This is a genomic window from Neolewinella sp., assembly GCF_965214665.1.
Taxonomy (GTDB): Bacteria; Bacteroidota; Bacteroidia; order Chitinophagales; family Saprospiraceae; genus Neolewinella.
This window is the reverse complement of sequence record NZ_OZ243970.1, coordinates 3,285,596-3,305,998: the sequence shown is the minus strand read 5'-3', so window position 1 is coordinate 3,305,998 and position 20,403 is coordinate 3,285,596. Positions and strand designations below refer to the sequence as shown.

The 20,403-nt window shown below is 57.6% G+C and carries 16 protein-coding genes; 4 read left to right on the top strand and 12 right to left on the bottom strand.

What is annotated here, in order from left to right:
- The first annotated feature begins 78 nt into the window (after positions 1–78).
- The gene (locus tag ACOOHD_RS14225) at positions 79–1,293 is read left to right on the top strand and encodes a Pycsar system effector family protein (RefSeq protein WP_420458545.1); all 1,215 of its coding nucleotides are present in this window, start codon (positions 79–81) and stop codon (positions 1,291–1,293) included.
- A gap of 91 nt (positions 1,294–1,384) precedes the next feature.
- Here ACOOHD_RS14225 and ACOOHD_RS14220 read toward each other — a convergent pair whose 3' ends face one another.
- The 5 genes from ACOOHD_RS14220 to hflX all read right to left on the bottom strand — a co-directional run bounded on the left by ACOOHD_RS14220 (position 1,385) and on the right by hflX (position 5,654).
- Entirely contained in the window at positions 1,385–2,140 is a 756-nt protein-coding gene (locus tag ACOOHD_RS14220; protein WP_420458544.1) for a hypothetical protein, read from the bottom strand.
- Positions 2,141–2,293: 153 nt separating this feature from the next.
- Positions 2,294–3,409, bottom strand: coding sequence for an aminopeptidase (locus tag ACOOHD_RS14215; RefSeq protein ID WP_420458543.1), 1,116 nt, complete (start codon positions 3,407–3,409; stop codon positions 2,294–2,296).
- Complete coding sequence (locus ACOOHD_RS14210) at positions 3,409–4,041, bottom strand: nucleotidyl transferase AbiEii/AbiGii toxin family protein (RefSeq protein WP_420458542.1); 633 nt, start codon at positions 4,039–4,041, stop codon at positions 3,409–3,411. The genes ACOOHD_RS14215 and ACOOHD_RS14210 overlap by 1 nt, the downstream gene beginning before the upstream one ends.
- Positions 4,001–4,291, bottom strand: coding sequence for a DUF6922 domain-containing protein (locus ACOOHD_RS14205; RefSeq protein ID WP_420458541.1), 291 nt, complete (start codon positions 4,289–4,291; stop codon positions 4,001–4,003). The genes ACOOHD_RS14210 and ACOOHD_RS14205 overlap by 41 nt, the downstream gene beginning before the upstream one ends.
- A 151-nt stretch (positions 4,292–4,442) precedes the next feature.
- Positions 4,443–5,654 carry a GTPase HflX gene (hflX, locus tag ACOOHD_RS14200; RefSeq protein WP_420458540.1) on the bottom strand — a complete coding sequence of 404 codons (1,212 nt, stop codon included), beginning with the start codon at positions 5,652–5,654 and terminating at the stop codon, positions 4,443–4,445.
- 131 nt (positions 5,655–5,785) lie between these two features.
- Between hflX and ACOOHD_RS14195 the strand changes: the two genes are divergently transcribed.
- Together ACOOHD_RS14195 and ACOOHD_RS14190 are read left to right on the top strand one after the other, a co-directional pair.
- Positions 5,786–6,568, top strand: a complete 783-nt coding sequence (locus tag ACOOHD_RS14195; protein ID WP_420458539.1) for a hypothetical protein — start codon at positions 5,786–5,788, stop codon at positions 6,566–6,568.
- A gap of 146 nt (positions 6,569–6,714) precedes the next feature.
- Entirely contained in the window at positions 6,715–7,164 is a 450-nt protein-coding gene (locus ACOOHD_RS14190; protein WP_420458538.1) for a hypothetical protein, read from the top strand.
- Between the two features lie 53 nt (positions 7,165–7,217).
- Here the strand turns inward: ACOOHD_RS14190 and katG are convergent, their stop codons facing one another.
- Entirely contained in the window at positions 7,218–9,545 is a 2,328-nt protein-coding gene (katG, locus tag ACOOHD_RS14185; protein WP_420458537.1) for a catalase/peroxidase HPI, read from the bottom strand.
- A gap of 472 nt (positions 9,546–10,017) precedes the next feature.
- On the opposite strand from katG, the gene ACOOHD_RS14180 reads away from it, so the two are divergent.
- The gene (locus tag ACOOHD_RS14180) at positions 10,018–12,159 is read left to right on the top strand and encodes a catalase (protein WP_420458536.1); all 2,142 of its coding nucleotides are present in this window, start codon (positions 10,018–10,020) and stop codon (positions 12,157–12,159) included.
- 48 nt (positions 12,160–12,207) lie between these two features.
- Here ACOOHD_RS14180 and bglX read toward each other — a convergent pair whose 3' ends face one another.
- From bglX to ACOOHD_RS14150, 6 genes are all read right to left on the bottom strand, one after another.
- On the bottom strand, positions 12,208–14,478 hold the full coding sequence (bglX, locus tag ACOOHD_RS14175; protein WP_420458535.1) for a beta-glucosidase BglX: 2,271 nt from the start codon (positions 14,476–14,478) through the stop codon (positions 12,208–12,210).
- Between the two features lie 67 nt (positions 14,479–14,545).
- The gene (locus ACOOHD_RS14170) at positions 14,546–15,400 is read right to left on the bottom strand and encodes a S1/P1 nuclease (RefSeq protein WP_420458534.1); all 855 of its coding nucleotides are present in this window, start codon (positions 15,398–15,400) and stop codon (positions 14,546–14,548) included.
- Positions 15,401–15,604: 204 nt separating this feature from the next.
- Positions 15,605–16,225, bottom strand: coding sequence for an RloB family protein (locus ACOOHD_RS14165; protein WP_420458533.1), 621 nt, complete (start codon positions 16,223–16,225; stop codon positions 15,605–15,607).
- Positions 16,225–17,460, bottom strand: a complete 1,236-nt coding sequence (locus tag ACOOHD_RS14160) for an AAA family ATPase (RefSeq protein ID WP_420458532.1) — start codon at positions 17,458–17,460, stop codon at positions 16,225–16,227. Before ACOOHD_RS14160 ends, ACOOHD_RS14165 begins: the two co-directional genes overlap by 1 nt.
- A 46-nt stretch (positions 17,461–17,506) precedes the next feature.
- Complete coding sequence (locus tag ACOOHD_RS14155) at positions 17,507–18,775, bottom strand: restriction endonuclease subunit S (RefSeq protein ID WP_420458531.1); 1,269 nt, start codon at positions 18,773–18,775, stop codon at positions 17,507–17,509.
- A complete protein-coding gene (locus tag ACOOHD_RS14150; RefSeq protein ID WP_420458530.1) occupies positions 18,762–20,396 on the bottom strand; it encodes an HsdM family class I SAM-dependent methyltransferase in 1,635 nt (544 codons plus the stop codon). Before ACOOHD_RS14150 ends, ACOOHD_RS14155 begins: the two co-directional genes overlap by 14 nt.
- Positions 20,397–20,403: the final 7 nt, after the last annotated feature.

Here is a 20,403-nt window from a genome sequence, read left to right as displayed (position 1 = left end):
GTCAATAGGGTCCCGGCTAAGTCGGGACAGGTGCAAAGCTAACGGCGAGAAGTATCGTACCCCTTACCTTCGAGCACGATGAACACCGCCCGCTTCACTGCCCTCCACCTCAGCCACCTGGCCGAACAGGCAGAGCGGTTCATGCTCATGTCTTACGAACGCTTACCCCGCGCTCTGGTATTGCACAACGATAGCTGGGCGCTAAGTTTAGCCGGTCACTCCCTCGAAATCGCGCTGCGTCGTCCGGGCGTCTCCCCCGACCTGCCCCACCTGGCCCGCACCATGGCCCTACTCGAAGCCTGCCGCTACTGGGGTGCGGGCAGCGAGCTGCGCCACTGGGATGAGGTCGCCCAGGAGTTTCGCGACTGGACCGGCCCCGACTACCTCAACCTTCAGCTCACGCTGGGCACCGTTCTTCCCAACGGCAGTTCCACTATGCGGACTGAGGTAGCGGATGTGCTCTACGACGCCCAGTTAGCGCAGCGTCTCCTCAGTGGGGCAGAAGGTGCTGAGCTCACCTGGCTCGAAAACCGCTACGCCCTCGCCGTCGGGCAGGGACCCCGCCGAAGCATGAACCGCACGGATGCCCTGGCACACTACCTTACGGAGCTCCGTCAGGCCCGCTTCCGCGACGGCGAGCTGCGGCGCCGCTACCAGCATACCCACAGCGCCGTCCTACTGGACCTCCAGAAGCTCGTAGACCGCCTCGAAAAGAAACTCGCCCGTACCACACCGCTCGTAGCGATCGACCCCACCGCCCCCCACAGCCTCGAAAAGATTGAGCAGGGCCCCACCCGTCAGGCGACCCAGACTTACTTCCGTACCATTTTTCGCAATAACATCCAGCTCAAGCGCATGGCCGACCAGAAGGCCGCCATCATGGTCAGCGTCAACGCCCTACTGATCGGTGCCCTCATTACCTTCGTCAGTTACCGCAACTGGGCCCAGACTCGCCCCGAGATCCTGCTGCCCGTCGTCGTGTTCATCACCTGCGCCCTGGTAAGTCTGGTCTACGCCCTTATCTCCTCCCGCCCCCACACCCGCCCCGACGAAGACGATAACCTGGCTTTCTACGGCACCGTCAGTAAGCTCGACCGCGCCGAGTTCACCCGCCGCATGGAGGCCACCCTCCTCGACCCCGATGCGCTGTACGGCAACCTCATCCAGGACCTCCACGGCTTCGGCCGCGCCATTGACCGCAAGTACCACCTCCTCCGGGTAGCCTACAATATTTTTTTATTAGGGCTTGGCATCAGCCTCCTACTTCTCCTAACCGTCCTCTATCTCCTTTAGAGCTGACCGTCTACCCGCCGAAGGCGGTCTACCCGCGCAGCGGTCTAACCAGCCCCGATAACTATCGGGGCGTCTACCTGCCGAAGGCAGTCTATTCCTCTTTCGCCGCCCGTTCCTTCTCCTCCTCCTTCCGCTTGCTCACCTTATTGAGCAGGATCGCTGCCTTGATCAGGAAGTCGTCGTGGAACATCGTATACTCATTGAACACCATCAGCAACCGCGCCGCGTCGAAGGCCGCCGTGCCGGGGATGATCTGCCGCGCCGCGATGGGGTGCAGCCAGTACTCCTGGTTATTGGAGCGCAGGTAGGAGCGGTCGGTATTGAAATTGACCACCTTGGCTAGCTTGTTGAGGCTGAAGAGGTAGTCGGTTTCCCGGTTCAGGTCCTTCTGGATGTCGATGATATTGACCCAGTCGAAGCGCACTCCGCTGCGCTCGCAGAGGAAGATGTCGCGCCGGCCGTCGAACACGATCAGGTCCTGGAAGCGGTACTTGTTGAGGTTTTTATTGAGGAAGTTGCGGATGGCATTCTTCGTCGAGCGCAGGTTGCGGAAGGCATACTGCAGATCGTTCTCGCTCAGGCGAAAGTCCTCGTGGTAGGGAAAGCGGCGGTTGGTACGCATGTTGAGCACCTCGCGTACGCGGCGGGTGGTGTGGCCCAGATCATCGGTCTCGGCGTAGACGTCCACGATATCGACGTTGGCCTGGTTAATCCAGCTTTCCAGAAAGATCTTGTTCGACCCCCGTTCGAAGACCAGGAGGGCGATTTCTGAGATTGCGTAGAAGTTAGGGTAACCACCGTATATGTTTCCGTATTTCAGCTCTAAAAAGGCGACGTTTTCGTTCACGGTGCAAAGGTTTCAGTCAAAAGAAGGGGTCCCACTGTACTAATAGGGTAAAAACAAGGCAATCCCAAAGATAAGCTTTTTACGGCGAGTGGCCGGGATAAAAGTCGGCCCGCCGTCAAACGACCATTGTCCTACCGATCGTATGCCCGATTTCTATACGGTCGGCCAGAGATGGTCTACGAATCGCCCATCCCGGTAGATCACCTCCCCGTCCGCGTATACCTTGCCCCCCTCCCGCATATTGGCGATCATGTCCCAGTGCACGGCGCTCTCGTTCTTGCCCCCCGCCTGGGCGTAGCTCTGTCCTACAGCCATGTGCACCGTACCCCCGATCTTCTCATCGAACAGGATCTGCTTCGAGAAGCGGTCGATGTCGTAGTTGGTCCCGATGGCCGCCTCCCCGAACCGTCGTGTTCCCTCGATGGCAAAGGTCTCGTTTAGTATGGCCTGCCCCGATTCCGCCCGCCAGCGCTGTATCTCACCTCCTTCTACCTCCAGGGTGACCCCGCGCACCTCCTGCCCGTTGCGGATGGCCGGGTAGTCGAAGTAGATCGTCCCGTTCACCGAGTCCTCTTCCGGACTCGTATACACCTCCCCGCTCGGCATATTGGTCTGCCCGTCGCTGTTGATCCAGGTCCGCCCCTGCGTGGTGAAGCTGATATCGCTGCGGTCGTTGGTGTACCGAAAGGTCGTACAACTATTGAGATGATCGACCACCGCCTGCTGCCGCTTCCGTACCCCTAGCCACGCCGCCCGTGGGTCATCCTGGTCTAGCTTGCAGGCCCGGAATACAAAGTCGGTATACTCCTCCAGGCTCATGCTCGCTTCCCGCGCCAGGGCTTCGGTGGGGAAAATGCACATGGTGCGCTTCAGCCGCCGGTCGGCCGTACGCGCGAAATAGGTATTGTGCAGCGGCTGCATGGCCTTTCTTCTGGCCGCCTTCAGTTCCGGTGCCGCCTCCGGCTCCCGCAGGTCGAAGGGTGCCGAGATGTACACATAGGCCTCGAATTCATTCATGGCCCGGGCGTAGAGCGTAGGCACGAAGGCGAACTGCTCGGCGCTGCCGTATTCCCGCAGGGCCGCCGCCTGCCCCCTGGTCGACAGCGTAAATTCACAGTGTCCCCCCGCCTTCACGGCCTCCCGGTACACCTCATCCACCAGCTCCTCGGCCAGCGTCGTCGAGCTAATAAAGAGTCGCTCACCCGGTTGCAGGCTCACGCAGTAGTTGACGAGGAGATGGGCGTAGCTGGGGTAGTCGGGGTGGGGCATTAAAATGTTTTATTAAAGTGAATGAGGGCTTGTTCAATGCGCTTTTGTACCCGGCCGAAGGGTAATGACTTGACCATCTGTACCGGCTCACGTTCGGGATCAATATCTCCAAAGTAACCTACTGCTCGGGCAGCAAGCATCCCATTGGCCGGGACATATTTAGTTTCGTATGCCTCTATCATCTGGCCCATAGTAAAATGTTCCAGTAGAAAATAGATGTCGTAGAAGTCCTTGATGCGCTGACCACTGTTGACAATGGCATTGAGTTTCATAGCTGCAATGTCATAGTCAGTTGCTAGTACTATTGCATCCCCTCGAATAGGTTCCGTAAGCCAGGGGTAAGGATGTCGAATGAAGTCAACCTTGATGTCACCAATGACCCCAATTAAAGTGTTCTGAGTAAGCGTCAGTGCTACCATACCGTAGCGATTCCGTAAGTCCGCATTCAACTCGGCAGCATCAAACTCTTGTAGGGTGAAAAAGTCGAGGTCAATCGACAAACGGTGACCGTACTGCATTGCCAGGGAAGTACCCCCCACTAAGCGATAAGCATCTGTGACCGGATCTTCACTCAGCCGAAAGAGTAATTCCTTAGTTTTTGGCAGGAGTACCCGTTTGTCTAGATGGAGCATTATAATCAGATTGCGTAAAGAGGCTAGTAAAGTCCCGTTCCCGTTGACTTAGCTGGCGACTATTTTTTGCAACCTCAAGAAAGCGATCTTTACCATAATACAGTTGGGCGGCTCTCCACTGCGGTAAGGTGCCGAGCTGAATGACTCGCTCAATCACCAATTGATAAGAATAATCAAGGTCCAACTTGCTGACATCTAAGTCCCAAAAGAGATAGTCCGGCAAAGTCAGTTTGCTATTTCCTACAGCCATACCCAAAAAACACCCTCCCCCAACAAAGGTTCCCCCCCACCTACCGCCGAAGACGTCTACCCGCGAAGCGGTCTACCCCGCAGGGTCTAACCAGCCCCCCCGATAGCTATCGGGGCTATCGGAGCGTCTACCTTCGCAACGCGAAGTCTACTTACCAGCCCTGAGCCACATAAGGATAAGTCTGCCGGTACTCCACCCGCACCAGCTCCGTCACCCGCTCTCGCAGCGTATCAATATTTTCCTTCGTCTCGGCACTCACCAGCAGCGCCTCCTGTCCGAACTCCCCCTGTAGGCCTTTCACCAGATCACTCTCCACTTCCTCCCGGCCCTCCTCATCCAGGTACAGGTCGTAGTTGCGCTCCCGGAAGAGGTCGATCTTATTAAAAACCAGTAGCGTAGGCTTATCCTCGCAGTGCATCTCCTTGAGTAGCGTCTGCACCGTACGGATCTGGTCGTCGTACTGGGGGTGCGCCACGTCCACTACGTGCAGCAGCACGTCACTCTCCCGCACCTCATCGAGCGTAGAGCGGAACGACTCGATCAGGTGGTGCGGCAGTTTGCGGATGAAGCCGACCGTATCCGTCAGCAGGAAGGGTACCCCCTCATAGGCCACCTTGCGCACCGTCGTATCCAGCGTCGCGAAGAGCTTATCCTCGGCGAACACGTCGCTCTTCGTCAGCAGATTCATCAGCGTCGACTTGCCTACGTTGGTGTAGCCCACCAGGGCCACGCGCACCATCGTATCCCGCCCCTTACGCCGCGTCTCCGCCTGCTTATCGATCTTCTCGAGGTCTTTTTTGAGCTTGCTGATCTTGTCGCGTACGATCCGCCGGTCGGTCTCGATCTCCGTCTCACCGGGGCCCCGCATGCCGATACCACCGCGTTGCCGCTCCAAGTGCGTCCACAGTCCGCGTAGCCGGGGAAGCAGGTACTGCATCTGCGCCAGCTCGACCTGCGTTTTGGCCTGTGCCGTCTGCGCCCGCCGGGCAAAAATGTCCAGGATCAGTGTGGAGCGGTCGATGATCTTGACCTTCATCTCCTCCTCCAAAATGTTGACCTGCTTCCCGCTCAGATCGTCGTCGAAGATCACCATGGATACCTCCTCGTGCTGGTCCACGTAGTCGGCGATCTCCTTCGCCTTACCACTGCCCACGAAGGTGCGATTGTCCGGGTGGTCAAGCTTCTGGATGAACCGCTTCACGGTCGTTGCACCTGCGGTCTCCGCCAAAAACTCTAGCTCGTCCAGGTATTCAGTGACCTGCTCCTCCGTTTGGTTACGTAGCACTACGCCTACCACAACGGCATATTCCGTTTTCACCTCTAGTCCGGAATCCTTCTGTCCGACGGTCCATTCATTCGCCATAGTCCAGTACAACGATCAGCCCGGCGGCAAAGTTGGGCGGGTGCGCAGGTGCTGTATGGATGGAGAGAGGGCAAGCCCGCTTGAACCCAGTACGAGCGATCTAGTTAGTAAGGCGCACACATAAGCCACAAATGATGAAATACTTCACACTTTTAGCCCTCACCCTACTGCTGGCCGCCTGCGCTGGCAATAATGATGCAACCACCACCGATCCCGATGCGGTAGATAGCAGCGCGATGGCCGACCAAGACGGTACCGCTACCGTACAGTCTACCGTTGACGCCGTACAGGCGAACGGAGGTGACATTACCGCCCTGCCCGCCGATGCCGCAGTGGCCAACATCGACTCCTGGATCGATCAGCTCGACGACAACGAGGATGCCAGCAAGGTCACCGGCAACCTAGAAGAGCTACAGGATGCGTTGGGTGAGCAACCCATTAACGGTCCTCTCGTCGGTATGCTGTTGATCACCCTGGCCGAAGATACCCGCCAGGTAGCCGGCACGGCCCCCGGAGTGTCGACCCTCGTGTCGGCTCTACAGAGCGGCGGTGAAAAGCTGACCGACGGGGCCTTCGCTACCAGAAGCCTACTGGATCAAACCCTGGCCGCCGTACGCGCGAAGGCCGCCGACATCACAACACTCGGGGTACCCACCGCCATTAAGAACATCGACTCCTGGATCACCGAGCTCCGCGGCATGGACGGTACCAATGATATGATCGAAAACCTGGAAATGCTGAAGACCGAATTGGGGGCGAGCGACATCGACGGCGAACGCGTATCCGAGATCATGTTTTCCCTTGCCGAAGAGACTCGCGAACTGGCCGGCGACAACCAGGGGCTAGCCATTCTGGCTTATGCACTGGAGGCCGGCGGCTGGCGCCTAGAGGGCTCGGATGACGACGAAGACTAATTACCAACGCTATAGCGTCAATGAGAAAAGCGGTTGCTCAGGAATGAGCGACCGCTTTTTTATTGAGGCACAGTGTGCAATTAAGGTAGGGGTCTAAACCCACATTTATGTTTTGGAGTTGGAAACTCACACCAAACTACCTATTGATGAAATATTTCACACTGCTTCTTTGGTCACTCCTCTTCGTCGCCTGCGCCGGCAACAACGACGCCACCACAGTCGACGAAAACCGCGTAGAGAGCGAGGACCGGGATATGACCGACCCCGACCCCACCGCCACCGTAGCCTCCACCCTGGAGTCCGCGGAAATGCACGGCGGCGACCTCACGGCCCTGCCCCTCGACATGGCCATCGAGAACATCGGCATCTGGATCAACCGCCTTCGTGGCAAGGAGGGCACCGAGCCGGTGATACGCGATCTGGAGTCGCTACAGTCTGCCCTCAGCACCGGCACCATCGACGGAGCGGCCGTCTCCGCGCTCCTGCGCTCCCTTGCCGAAGAAACTCGCAAGGTCGCCGGAAATAAGGAGGATGCCGGTCGCCTGGTAGAAGCCCTCGAGGCCGGTGCCCGCCGGCTGGAGGGGACTGATCAATAAAAAAGCGGTGACCCATCCTTGAGTCACCGCTTCCGTACTTTCAACTCTATAGGCTACTTCCGCAGATCAAAGCGATCCGCATCCATCACCTTCGTCCAGGCAGCTACGAAGTCGCGGTAGAACTTGTCCCGCGCATCGTCGGCGGCATACACCTCCGCCAGCGCCCGCAGCTCCGAGTTGGAGCCGAAGATCAGGTCGGCGCGGGTGCCGGTGTATCTGGTCTCACCCGTACGGCGGTCCCTACCAGTGAAGGTGGTCTCCGTATCGTCCGCAGCCGACCACTTCGTGCCGAGGTCCAGGACGTGCTCGAAAAAGTCCTGCGTAAGTACGCCGGGCCGGTCGGTGAAGACCCCGTGCTTGGAGCCGTCGTAATTCAGCCCCAGGGTCCGCATACCGCCGAGCAGTACCGTCATTTCGGGGGCGGTGAGCGTGAGCAGTTGGGCGCGGTCTACCAGCAACTCCTCGCCGGTGGCGTTGATGGGGTTGCTGCTGCTGATGAAGTTGCGGAAGCCGTCGGCGTAGGGCTCCAGGGCCTCGAAGCTCTCGGTGTCGGTCTCCTCCTCCAGGGCATCGACGCGACCGGGGGAGAAGGGCACGGTAAGGTCCTTGCCGGCCTCCTTAGCTGCCCGTTCGATGGCTACGTTGCCACCCAGCACGATCAGATCGGCCAGCGCGACTTGCTTACCACCCGACTGCCCGTCGTTGAAGGCACGCTGTACTCCCGTAAGCGCATCGAGCACTTTACCGAGCTGCTTGGGCTTGTTGACCTCCCAGTAGGCCTGGGGGGCAAAACGAATACGGGCACCATTGGCGCCGCCCCGCTTATCGGAACCACGGAAGGTAGCGGCTGAGGACCAGGCGGTGTAGGCCAGTTCCTGTACGGACAGACCGGTATCGGCAATCTTTTGCTTTAGGGTAGCTACGTCACTATCGTCGATGAGTTCGTAGTCACGCTCGGGGAGGGGATCCTGCCAGAGCAGTTGCTCCTGCGGCACGTCGGGACCCAGATGACGACTGATCGGGCCCATGTCACGGTGCATCAGCTTGTACCAGGCCCGGGCGAAGGCGTCCTTGAAGGCCTCATTATCGTCGCGGAACCGCTTCGAGATCGCCTCGTAGGCGGGGTCCACGCGCAGCGCCAGGTCGGTGGTGAACATCGTAGGGTGGTGCTTCTTACTGGGGTCGTGGGCATCGGGGATCAGATCCTGACCCTGGCCGTTCTCCGGCCGCCACTGCCAGGCACCGGCGGGACTTTTGTACAGTTCCCAGTCGTACTTGAATAAGAACTCGAAGTAGTCGTTGCTCCACTGGGTGGGCGTACGGGTCCAGGTCACCTCCAGTCCGCTGGTGATGGTATGGGCACCGTGGCCGGTCTCGTAGCTGCTATTCCAGCCCGTGCTCATGGCCTCCATGGGGGCTCCTTCGGGCTCGGCGGCGACGTACTTTTCGGGGTCGGCGGCACCGTGGGCCTTACCGAAGGTGTGTCCGCCGGCGATCAGGGCGACGGTCTCCTCGTCGTTCATGGCCATGCGGCCGAAGGTCTCGCGGATGTCGCGGGCGGCGGCCAGTGGATCGGGATTGCTATTCGGTCCCTCGGGGTTGACGTAGATCAGTCCCATCTGTACCGCGGCCAGGGGGCTCTCGAGCTGGCGGTCGCCGGTGTAGCGCTCATCCCCCAGCCACTCAGATTCCTTGCCCCAGTAGATGTCGCTTTCGGGCTCCCAAACGTCCTCGCGGCCGCCGGCAAATCCGAAGGGCTTTACGCCCATGGTCTCCAGGGCCATGTTACCGGTCAGCACCATCAGGTCGGCCCAGCTGATCTTGCGGCCGTACTTTTTCTTGATGGGCCAGAGCAGCAGGCGGGCCTTATCGAGGTTGGCGTTGTCGGGCCAGCTGTTGAGGGGGGCGAAGCGTTGGCCCCCCGAGCCGGCACCACCCCGCCCGTCGGCGATGCGGTAGGTACCCGCGCTGTGCCAGGCCATGCGGATGAAGAAGGGTCCGTAGTGCCCGAAGTCGGCCGGCCACCAGTCCTGGGAGTTGGTCATCAGGTCGCGCAGGTCCTGCTTTACGGCCTCCAGATCGAGGCTCTCGAATTCCTTGGCGTAATCGAAGTCCTCCCCCATGGGGTCGGCCAGTTCGGAGTTCTGGCGCAGGATGCCGAGGTTCAGGGCGTTGGGCCACCAGTCGCGGTTGGAGTTGCCGGCACTGGCCAGGGAATGGGCCCCGCTCAGGAAGGGGCAACTGCGGCTTGATTCATTGACCTCCCAGACCTTCCCGTTGTCGGCCTGGTTCTTTTCGTTTTCGGACTGGCCGTGGCTGCGGCCTTCCTGAATGATATCGGAGTTATCGGACTGGCCGTTGTTGGGGTGTGCGGGATCCATAAGTGGTAAATTTTAGATTTAGGGGGGAATAGTGGAAAGGAGTTGGGGGCGGGTGTGGTTCAAAGAAAGGGAGTAGGGACGGGGGGATTTAGGGATGGAAGGATTTAGGGACGGGGGATGGAGGAGGGGGCGGCGGGGCCGCAGGTGCGGACTTGGTCGAAGGGCGGATGTGTCTCTGCCCATCTAACTTGCCGTACAGCACAGTAACTCACGGCACGGCAGAACAACGAGGATTATGCATATGCTAGGAACAGCGAGATCATCACTATGCGGGAGATGATCCGGAGTCTGCCCGAGAATTCCACAGAACGCAGACTACTGCGCAGGTGAGCCTATCGCACATTCCCAATTGACCGTGCACCTGCGCGCCGCCGCCCACTCGAACACGCCTGCATTGAGGATGTTATCAGTCGTATACCGCCTGACGGGCCATCCGGCAGATCTCACCTTACGCCCGGTCTAAATACTACTAATGAGTGCTCACAACGGAACCAGCTCCCCGGACCAGAAGGACCGGGACCTGGATCAATACAGAACTGATGCTGCCGGCCAACCCCTGACCACGAACGCGGGCATCAAAGTCAACGACACCAACAACTCCCTTAAGGCGGGCATCCGGGGGGGTACCCTGCTCGAAGATTTTCTGCTGCGGGAAAAAATCAACCATTTCGACCACGAGCGGATACCCGAGCGGATCGTACACGCCCGGGGTAGCGCGGCGCACGGTATATTCGAGTTGTACGAGGCCATCCCGCAGTACACCAAGGCGGGCATCTTCAACGACACCTCGCGGAAGACGCCGGTCTTCACCCGGTTTTCCACCGTGGCGGGCTCAAAGGGTTCGACTGATTTGGCGCGCGACGTACACGGTTTTGCCGTCAAGTTCTACACCGAGGAGGGAATCTGGGATTTGGTGGGTAATAATATGCCCATCTTTTTCATCCAGGACGCGATGAAGTTTCCCGACCTGATTCACTCGGTCAAGCCGGAACCGGATCGGGAGATTCCCCAGGCGGCCTCCGCCCACGATACCTTTTACGACTTCCTTTCCCTGACGCCGGAGGCTCTGCACAACCACATCTGGCTCATGAGCGACCGGGGCATTCCCCGTAGCCTGCGGATGATGGAAGGGTTCGGTATCCACACCTTCCGCATGATCAACGAGGAGGGCGTGGCCCACTTCGTGCGCTACCACTGGAAGCCGCTACTGGGCGTGCGCTCCGTGGTTTGGGATGAGGCGGTCAAGATCAGCGGAGCCGACTCCGACTTCCACCGCCGCGATTTGTGGGACGCCATCGATGCCGACCAGTACCCCGAGTGGGAGCTGGGCCTGCAAATCATTCCCGAGGAGGACGAACACAAGTTTCCCTTCGATCTGCTCGACGCCACTAAGCTGATCCCGGAGGATATGGTGCCCGTCAAGATCGTGGGTAAAATGACCCTAAATCGCAACCCCGATAACTTCTTTGCGGAAACGGAGCAGGTCGCCTTCCTGCCCGACCACCTGGTACCCGGGCTTGACTTCTCCAACGACCCTCTGCTACAGGGCCGGTTGTTTTCCTACCGCGATACTCAGCTGAGTCGGTTGGGGAGCGTGAACTTCGAGCAAATCCCGATTAACAAGTCGATCGCGCCCATGCACAACAACGAGCGGGACGGTCACATGCAGATGGCGATTCCGAAGGGAAAGACGGCTTACTTCCCCAATACGCTGGGTGGCGGCTGTCCGTACCTGACCAAACTCTCCGAAGGTGCTTTCGAGTCCTTCACCGAGCGCATCGACGGCCACAAGATCCGGGCGCGCAGCGAAAGCTTCGTTGACTATTACTCCCAGCCGGCCCTCTTCTACCGTAGCCTGACCGACTGGGAGAAGGCCCATACCGTAGACGCCTACACCTTCGAACTGGGAAAGGTGAACTATCCGCACATTCAAAAACGGATGCTCTACCAGATCAGCCAGATCGACGAGGACCTGGCCCGGCAGGTAGCCGAGGGACTGGGCCTGGAGGTACCCACTAGCGTGGACGGTCCGGTCAATCAAGCCATGGGCGCGGATGCCGAGGTGGAGAAGATGCAGCCCGGGAAGAAGAAGATTTATTTAGATAAGTCGGCTGCCCTCAGCGAGACCTACATCAAGACCGATACCATCGCTACGCGGCAGATTGCCGTGCTGGCCGCTAATGGCTTCGATATGGAGTCCTTTAAGCTTATGCGAGACGCGCTTAAGGCCGAGCACGCAATCGTCAAAATTGTTGCTCCCCATGGTGGCACGATCACCTGCAGCGAGGGTATGGAGCATAAGGTAGATGCCGCTATTTTGACCACGGAGAGCGTGCTCTTCGATGCCGTTTATATTCCCGGAGGACAATCCTCCCTCGACGCCCTGATGAAGAAGGCCAAGTTCAAGAAATTCGTCGACGAGGCCTTCATGCACTGCAAAGCTATTGCCGCGGATGGGGAGGGCGTACAGCTGCTGGACGCCACCCACGTCGGCGAGTACAAAGACGATGATAAGGCCGTGTTCGTGAATGGTACGCCGCAGGACTTTATCGACGCCGTAGCCCAGCACCGCAACTATGCGCGGATGGAAGCAGCTAAGATGGTGCCGGTATAGGGTTTCCCCCACAGGCAAGTACTGCTGTCACGAACGCCGCGACATCAATCAGGGGAGTAGTTCGAAGCTGACCATGTTTCGTTCATCTTCGGCGTTTTCCCCGATAAAGACCTCGAAGGTGCCCGGCTCGGCGACAAAGTCCAGGTCGGCGTTGTAGAACTTGAGATCGTCGGGCGAGAGGGTGATGGTTACCCGGCGGCTCTCACCCGGTGCGAGCATAACTTTGGTGAAGCCCTTGAGGGTCTTATCGGGCGGGGTGACGCTGCGGACCACGTCGCGCAGGTAAAGCTGTATGACCTCCTCGCCGGCTAGCTCGCCCGTGTTGGTGACCTCGATGCTCACGCGTACTGAATCTCCCATCCGTACGGTCTCGCTATTCAGTTGCGGGTCGGTGTAGGCGAAGGTGGTGTAGCTCAGGCCGTAGCCGAAGGGTAGCAGGGGGGCGTTGGGGACGTCGAGGTAGTTGGAGACGAACTTCTGGAAGGGGGCTCCCTTATTGGGGGCCGGGCGGCCACTGCGTTTCATGGAGTGGTAGACTGGGATCTGCCCCACGCTACGGGGCCAGCTGGCCGTCAGGTGGCCGGCCGGATTGTAGTTGCCGTATAGGACATCGACCACGCCGTTGCCTGCTTCCACGCCGGGATGCCACACCTGGAGGATGCTCAGGGGCAGGTCCATCTCCTCGGTGATGACGAGTGGCCGGCCACTCATGAGGACGAGGACGACGGGCTTGCCGGTATTGACGAGGCCCCGGATCAATTTCTTCTGGCTTTCCGGTATGGTGAGTTCCGTACGGCTGCCGGCCTCCCCGCTGAATTCACTGGCCTCACCGACTACGGCTACGACCACATCGGCTTGGTTAGCTGCAGCGAGGGCTTCCTCCAGTAGCACATCAGGACTGCGCTCATCGATTTCTACCCGGGGGCCGAAGACATTAGCGTTCTTCGCTAGGGTAGTATCGTCGGTGATGTTGGCTCCCTTAGCGTAGGTGTAGGTAACGTCTGGCAGTAGTGTATCGAGTGCCGCTCGAATAGTAACGGCTTCACTTAGCTCACCGGTCGGCGCCCAGGTGCCAAGCATGTTGTTTTGGCTATCCGCCAGCGGGCCAACGAGGGCAATGCGGGTATCACGCGACAGGGGGAGGGTGCCGGCATCGTTCTTTAGTAGCACGCTTGCACTGGCAGCGGCCTGACGGGCAACGGCGCGGTTAGCGCCAGTAAGGATGTCACGAGCCGGTCGCAGCGTATCTAGGTAGCGGTAGGGATCTTCGAAGAGCCCCAGTTTGTGCTTAGCCTCCAGGATACGGCGGCAGGCGGTGGTGATCTGCTCCTCGGTCACCTTGCCTTCTTCGAGCGACTGGGGCAGGGTGGTGAGGAAGCCCTCGCCGACCATATCCATGTCCATACCGGCAGACAGGGAGAGGGCGGACACGGCTTGGAGATCGCCGAGGCCGTGGTTGGTCATTTCGTTGATGGAGGTATAATCGGAGACGACGAAGCCCTCGAAGCCCCACTGTTCGCGCAGCAGATCGGTCAGCAGCCACTCGTTGCCGGAGGCGGGTACGCCCTCGACGTCGTTGAAGGAGGTCATCGCGCTGGCTACTCCGGCCTCGACGGCGGCGTGGTAGGGCGGCAGGTACTGGTTGTACATCTTGAGGCGGCTCATGTCGACGCTGGCGTAGTCGCGTCCTCCCTCGGCGGCGCCGTAGAGGGCTAGGTGTTTGACGGTGGCTAGCATAGTCGAATCCGCTCCCAGATCATCCCCCTGGTAGCCCCGGACCATAGCGCGGGCTACGGCCGAGCCCAGGTAGGGATCTTCTCCCGCCCCCTCGGCGATGCGGCCCCAGCGTGGGTCGCGGGCGATGTCGACCATGGGCGAGAAATTCCAGTTGATGCCATCGGCGGTGGCCTCGGTAGCGGCGATCTGGGCCGTGCGCTCGATGAGGGCCATGTCCCAACTACTGGCTAGTCCGAGCGGGATGGGGAAGGTCGTCTTGTAGCCATGGATCACGTCCGAGCCGATGAAGAGGGGGATGCCCAGTCGGGTCTCGTTAATGGCATACTCCTGCGCGGTGCGGATACGGTCGGGGCCGGCCAGCCCGAAGAGGCCACCAACCTGCCCGGCCTTGATCTTCGCTTCCACGTCGGTGCTGACCACCGCGCCGGTCACTGCGCCGCCGCCGGGGGTAAGGAGGTTGAGCTGACCGATCTTTTCTTCGACAGTCATGCGGCTGAGGAGTTCCTCTACCTCGGGGATGGGCTGCTGCCCCCGTAGGAGACTAGCGGTAAGTACAAACAGAAATAGGGTAGCGTACTTCATGATCGATAGCTCTAATGTGTACTACTCAAGGTAGGTTAAAACTGCAACCGATCGGGGCGGCGAAAGCTCACCCCAGTACCCGGTTTAGTACCGCCGCCGCCCGGTAGCCCGCCGCGCCCAGGCGCTCCTCCACGATGGGCAGGAAATCGTGCTGGTAGTCGTAGCCAAGGTCGGGTAGCCCGGTCTCGCGGTCGGTATTATCGTACAGGGTATTGTAGACTACTTCGCGTAGGGCGATGGACTCTTCCATCCACGTTGCGGGGGCGGCTTCGGCCCAGTCGGCCCGGCGGGCGCGGGTGTGCATGGTCACGAAGTTGGCAAACTCGGTGTAGCTCAACCGCTCCTGCTCGATGATCTGGGTATCCCAGACCGAGTGCAAATTGTAGCGCTCGCCGAAGAAGAGTACGGTGATGCGGTTGCCACCCAGGTCGCGGTTCTTACCTACGTGGAGGGGCATGTGCACGTCGGCCACGAAGTGGATCAGGAAGGCTAGGGCGGTGGCGTCGAGGGAGCCGGCTAGGGGGTCTACGTCGTGTTGCTGGAGCAGGTCGGTCATGCGCTGCCGTGCTTCGTTGTCGCCGGCGAGCACGTCGGTCATGAAGGCGATGGTCTCGTTCACGTCGTCGATCTCGGGGTCGGTGGCGGTTTGGCGGGCTACGTCGGCGACCGTTTCACCGGGCTGTACGGTCATGTAGTGCCAGGGGTGGGTGAAGTCCCAGCCGGACTCGGCGCGGATGTAGTCGGGCCAGGTGCTGACCTGGGCGAGGTAGTTGTCGCCTAGTGCGGCGTCGACGCGCTCGCGGGCCTGCGCGTTGAGGTTATCGTAGCAGATCTGAGCGACGATGCGGTGGCCGTTGGCGCCCCAGGCGGGGAGGAGTTGGGGGAGGGTGAGGAGGAAAAGGAGGGGGAGATGGCGTAGCATGGGGTAAAGGTAGGGGCGGGGACGCGGGTGCGGTGGACTCAACCACAGCAGCCCATCGTGATTTCCTTGTAAAATAAGAACAGGTTGACAATCAATACTTTATGTGAAAGGTAGTCTGTTTTTTACTTTGGTTGTAAAACAGGATCTTACGCCTAATACACAGTACCGGACTTCTCCTAACTACCAGCTAGATGCTACGAACGGTCATTTTGCGTAGAGACCCAGCACCTCAAACAACCGCCACATCTCGCAAACCGCCCGATCCGGCTGCTCTATGTCAAAATCTTTCATTGCACGGCTACGCTCGATGGCTTTTGGTAGCCAGTCCTTGAGTGATTCGTACAGTGAACCATCCTTATGTTTGTAGTAGGTCTCTTCCTTTCGGTAGTCAGAAAGGTGACGGCTACGTAGCTGATCGATGAGCGGCTTCTGCTTGCGGTAAGCTTTTTGCGAAGCCTCAAAGTGCAGCAGAAACCACCGTTCCAAACAGGGGTGATTGACCACGAACGTAATGTTGCCGCGCTCCAACGCTCGCCGCTTCCGTGCAAACACTTGCAGAGTCTCCTTTTCAGTTCCGGCCCTCCGGGCGTCGTTCAGGTGCGCGTCCATGTCCAGGAGAAGAACTACCTGATCGGCATCCCGCGCTAGCTGCTCGGCGTACGCGTAGAACTGGGGCAGCGTCTTCTTCTTGGGTAGCTCCGGTTTGATCGTTACTCCCGTGGGCCGTTCTGCCTTGTATAAGCTCTCGAGGTACCACTTCTCGGTCTGTCCGTCTACCACGATCGCGATGACCTTCTTTGGAGCGCGTAGCTGTCGTCGACCCATTACTCCGTCGGGATATAGGCATCACCCGGTTCGGGGACGGCGCCTAGCTTCCCGATCTTGTACGCATTGTATAGCGAGCTGTCGGAACGGACAACGGAAGGATCAAAGTCCGTGAAGGAGTAGAGGTCCGTACTTCCATCCGGCCGTTTCTCGGTGAAATGGAATATATCGTTGCGCAGCATATCGGTCTCCCGCATCAGGTCGCGCTGGTGGGTGGTGAAGATGAGCTGGGAATCCTTGCTGTTGCGCAGGAAGAGGAGGAGAAAGTGCTTGAGCAGCTCGGGGTGGAGGGAGGATTCTATTTCGTCGATGGGGACAACCCGTTGCTCCTGCAAGAGGTAAGCGAGCAAGCCGGCGTACTCATAGTACCGACGGGTGCCCGCTGATTGAAAGGCATAGGGAAGACCATACGTTGCTTCGCGCCCGTCTTCCATTTTTACGGTATGAAAGAACGTAAGGTTAAATTCGTTGTCTGGTTCATCAACACGCAGTTTGCTAAACTCTAACTTTCTGATGTTAGTATCCGCTTTTTCTAGAAGAGAAACCACCGCCCGTTTTTCAATGGTATTTGACCTAATCAGCCGTGATACAAAGGTACTCATATCGGCTTTCGGCCATACCGGAGCAGTTAATCTTTCCTGGAACCAAGTAATTACCGGCTCTAATTCAGGGATTTTAATGTTTGTCTTTAGGAAGCTTCCTAACACGCTATTATTCGGCAGCGTAGTGAGTTGCCACAGACGAAGATCCTCCGCAGCGACCTGCAATTTACTCCCCACCTGTATCGAGGTGCTCCCATCGGCAGGGTCGGTCACCCGGGAATAGAGTACCGCCTTCTTGGGTTGGTAGAAGTATAGGTCTTCCGAAAGCACCTGGTGGTGTGAAACGCTGACTGTGTAGCTATACCGGACACCCCGCTCGACAAAATCAAGCCGGAAGGTGGATGGTCCCTTATCCCCCGCCTCGGTAAAGGCAAACTGATTGAAATTGATCGGTTGTAACTTATCGCTCGCCGGACTCAGGGTAAGTTGCCGCAAAAATTCCAGAGCCAACAACACATTCGACTTCCCCGAAGCATTCGCCCCATAGATCGCCGCCACTTTCAGAAGCCGCAGTTTAGGCGTGGGCCGCACCACGTAAAACTCCTCCAGCTCCCGCGACTTCGAGGCCTCGAAGGATAGCGTCACCTCCTCCCTGATGGACTTAAAGTTGCTGAAACTGAAGCTAACGATCATTTTTGCGCCGGTTCTTACGGAAAGAACGTGGGAAACGGCCTAAAAGTTACGCACTTGTCGGGGCTTTCTGCTTACTACCCACCCGTACCTCCCCACTCATCAGCAGGGGCAGGAGCCAGTCGCGAAGTCCAGCTAGCTCGCGGTTTTCCGCCGTAAGATTTGCTATTTGATCAAACATTGGATTCACACACTCCGAAAATTTCTCAATGATGTTCAGAGGTGGAATCGTTAGTATAGTCCATTTGATGTCATCAGACACGATCGAGTTAAAAACGGAACCGCTTGACTTGACTTTGAGGTGTTTAATAAGCTCCTTAGTCTTGAAATACAGGTACGCCGAACTTACCCCCACTTTCGGACTTAATGCGTAACAAGACTGATTCATCCCCATCGGTCGACCCGCGATAGCTAATCGCCCTACGGAGCCGCGGGCAGTTATAAAAATAGTGCCTGGATCAAAGAGCCGAGAACTACAATTGTTGATTCCTTCAGGAGTTGTATACGCTTCCGTATCGAAACTGAAAACTGCGCCCTTTGCATCCGACGGCGTAAAAAATGGAATGTTACCTCCCCAATAATTGCTTTTTCGTTTGCTCGGCGTACCACCCCCCAGCAAATCAGCTACCTCAAGAATATTCTTCTTTACCCAACCAAAAGGTACGTCGTAAACCATCCGCCCCCCAGCACTCCGATAAGGCCGCCCCGCCGCGTCCGGAAAGTCAAACTGTAAAAACCAGTAGTCGTAAATAGTACGGGCCAGGGCTTCTAGCTCGGCGTTGATGCGGTTGTTTAGGTCTATTTTTTCTGATATTGAGTATAATAGATCACCGGCCTTCTTTTGTTCTGTATAGCTAGGAAGTATCAACTGTAGATACGAAAATATCTGCTCGTTCAAACTTGCTCGTAAAGTCATGACTGCGTTATTCGTCATTGTCTTCCGGAATAATTTACTTCGTAAGTAATATGTCATATACTTATCATAGCAAATCTCATTTTTAACCGGTCGCAGTCGCTTAACAAAGCCACTATATGACGCTTCGGGATAATCTTTGAGAGCCACACAGCTCATGCCAAGTTCGTCGATGGTTTCACTGGTCCTGGTTAGAAATACGTCGCCTTTTTTAATAGAAAATGTATATTTCTCTTTATCGGACGTAGCCATACTATCGACTAGGACTTCTGGCAAATAATAATTATTGAACACAGTACTGAAAGAGAGAAAAGGAGAACCATGACCGGCCTGTACTGGTTTTGTTGAAATTCCTGAACTCATTTCATAAATTTCGTTGAATTTGTAAGTCTTAAGGCCTTTCATAAATGAGCATTTTCAGTTTACCTCCTATCATTCTTTCAAGAGAATCTGCCTGATTAAAAAGATGATTTAGTTTTTCCATTTTCGCTTCAATTCCCTCAGCAAACTCCTCCGCCGTAAGCTCACTATACTCAATCCGAACCTCAAAATACTGCCCCGCACTAAAACTATAGTTCTTCTTCTTCAACTCCCCGTAATCCACCGTCACCGTGAAGTCCTCCACCGCCTCACGGGCGTTAAACACCTCGATGATCCGGTCCTCCTCCGCCGTAGCCAACACCGTCTTCTGGTTCTTGCCCTCCTTTACCTTTTTCCCCAGCCCCGAGGCATCCATCAGCACCACCTTGCCGGTCGTATTGGTCTTATCGAGGAACAGGATGGACACATTAGTACCCGTAGTAGCAAAGATGTTAGACGGCATCGACACCACCCCGCTCAGCATCCGCTTTTCTACCAGCCGCTTGCGGATTTTCTTATCCGGCCCGCCCTGGGCCGTCAGGAAACCGGTGGGTACCACGATGGCCGCCCGCCCGTCGTCCTGCAGCACATGCATGATGTGCTGGATGAAGAGGGGATAAATCGCCATCCCGTCCTTCTTTTTCTTCGGGATATTGGGTAGGCCAGCAAAGAAGCGGTCGTTGTTTTCCTTCGTATTCAGGTCGTTGACGAAGTCGCTAAAGTCTAGCTTGAATGGCGGATTAGACACTACGTAGTCGAACCTGCGAAACTGTCCCTGCCGCGTACGGTGGGCCGGATTGAGGATGGTGTTGCCCTGGATCACGTTCGGGATGGACGCCACCAGGTTATTGAGGATAAGGTTCAGCCGCAGCAGGCTGCTCGACTTCTGGCTGATGTCCTGACTGTAGATCGTGCACCGCTCCTCCCCCACGGCGTGGGCCAGGTTCATTAGTAGCGTACCGGAGCCCGCACTGGGGTCGTAGCAGGCGATGTTGTCGCGCTGCTCGGTGACCAGGATGGCGGCCATGATCTTGGCTACGGCGTGGGGCGTGTAGTACTCGGCGTACTTGCCGCCGCCGTCCTTGTTATAGTCCCCGATCAGGTACTCGAAGATGGTGGCAAAGAAGTCGTACTTCTCGGCGAAGATCGGCTCGAAGCTGAAGGTCGCCAATTGGTTGATCAGCGCCCGGCAGAAGGCATCCCGCTTACTAGTATCGGCAATGAACTCGCTGAGTCGGTCGAAGAGCTTAATTTTGGTGCCGCCCTCGGTCTGCACGCTGAATATCTCCGCATTCTGGATCGCCAGATCGGTAAGCGTATCGTCGAACCGTTTGGCGAAGTCCTCGTCGTTCTGGTGGGTGAAGAGCGTGCTGATCAGGTGCCGCGGCTGTAGCCGTGCCGTGTTGGCGGGCAGTTGCAGTAGGAGTAGTTCGTAGCGGTCTTCGTGTAGCTCCCTGAGGGTATTCTCCCAGTTATCCGTCTCGGCCAGTTCTGGATCGATCCGCTTCAGCTCGTAGGCGAACTTATCGTTCATGAACTTATACAGGAACACCTGGGTGATGATCTTGAACTCATTGCCGTCGTTGCCCAGGCCGTAGTTGGTGCAGATGCCCTTGAGGCCGTCGATGAGGGCTTTGGTACTTTTCTCGAACTGAGCGGTAGTCATAGGTGGT

Excerpts from the sequence above, each read along its gene's own strand:
- ACOOHD_RS14225 (WP_420458545.1), top strand. The coding sequence starts at position 79 with ATGAACACCGCCCGCTTCACTGCCCTCCACCTCAGCCACCTGGCCGAA.
- bglX (WP_420458535.1), bottom strand. The coding sequence starts at position 14,478 with ATGAAGTACGCTACCCTATTTCTGTTTGTACTTACCGCTAGTCTCCTA.
- katG (WP_420458537.1), bottom strand. The coding sequence starts at position 9,545 with ATGGATCCCGCACACCCCAACAACGGCCAGTCCGATAACTCCGATATC.
- ACOOHD_RS14190 (WP_420458538.1), top strand. The coding sequence starts at position 6,715 with ATGAAATATTTCACACTGCTTCTTTGGTCACTCCTCTTCGTCGCCTGC.
- ACOOHD_RS14195 (WP_420458539.1), top strand. The coding sequence starts at position 5,786 with ATGATGAAATACTTCACACTTTTAGCCCTCACCCTACTGCTGGCCGCC.
- ACOOHD_RS14165 (WP_420458533.1), bottom strand. The coding sequence starts at position 16,225 with ATGGGTCGACGACAGCTACGCGCTCCAAAGAAGGTCATCGCGATCGTG.
- ACOOHD_RS14210 (WP_420458542.1), bottom strand. The coding sequence starts at position 4,041 with ATGCTCCATCTAGACAAACGGGTACTCCTGCCAAAAACTAAGGAATTA.
- ACOOHD_RS14180 (WP_420458536.1), top strand. The coding sequence starts at position 10,018 with ATGAGTGCTCACAACGGAACCAGCTCCCCGGACCAGAAGGACCGGGAC.
- ACOOHD_RS14215 (WP_420458543.1), bottom strand. The coding sequence starts at position 3,409 with ATGCCCCACCCCGACTACCCCAGCTACGCCCATCTCCTCGTCAACTAC.
- ACOOHD_RS14170 (WP_420458534.1), bottom strand. The coding sequence starts at position 15,400 with ATGCTACGCCATCTCCCCCTCCTTTTCCTCCTCACCCTCCCCCAACTC.
- ACOOHD_RS14150 (WP_420458530.1), bottom strand. The coding sequence starts at position 20,396 with ATGACTACCGCTCAGTTCGAGAAAAGTACCAAAGCCCTCATCGACGGC.
- hflX (WP_420458540.1), bottom strand. The coding sequence starts at position 5,654 with ATGGCGAATGAATGGACCGTCGGACAGAAGGATTCCGGACTAGAGGTG.
- ACOOHD_RS14205 (WP_420458541.1), bottom strand. The coding sequence starts at position 4,291 with ATGGCTGTAGGAAATAGCAAACTGACTTTGCCGGACTATCTCTTTTGG.
- ACOOHD_RS14160 (WP_420458532.1), bottom strand. The coding sequence starts at position 17,460 with ATGATCGTTAGCTTCAGTTTCAGCAACTTTAAGTCCATCAGGGAGGAG.
- ACOOHD_RS14155 (WP_420458531.1), bottom strand. The coding sequence starts at position 18,775 with ATGAAAGGCCTTAAGACTTACAAATTCAACGAAATTTATGAAATGAGT.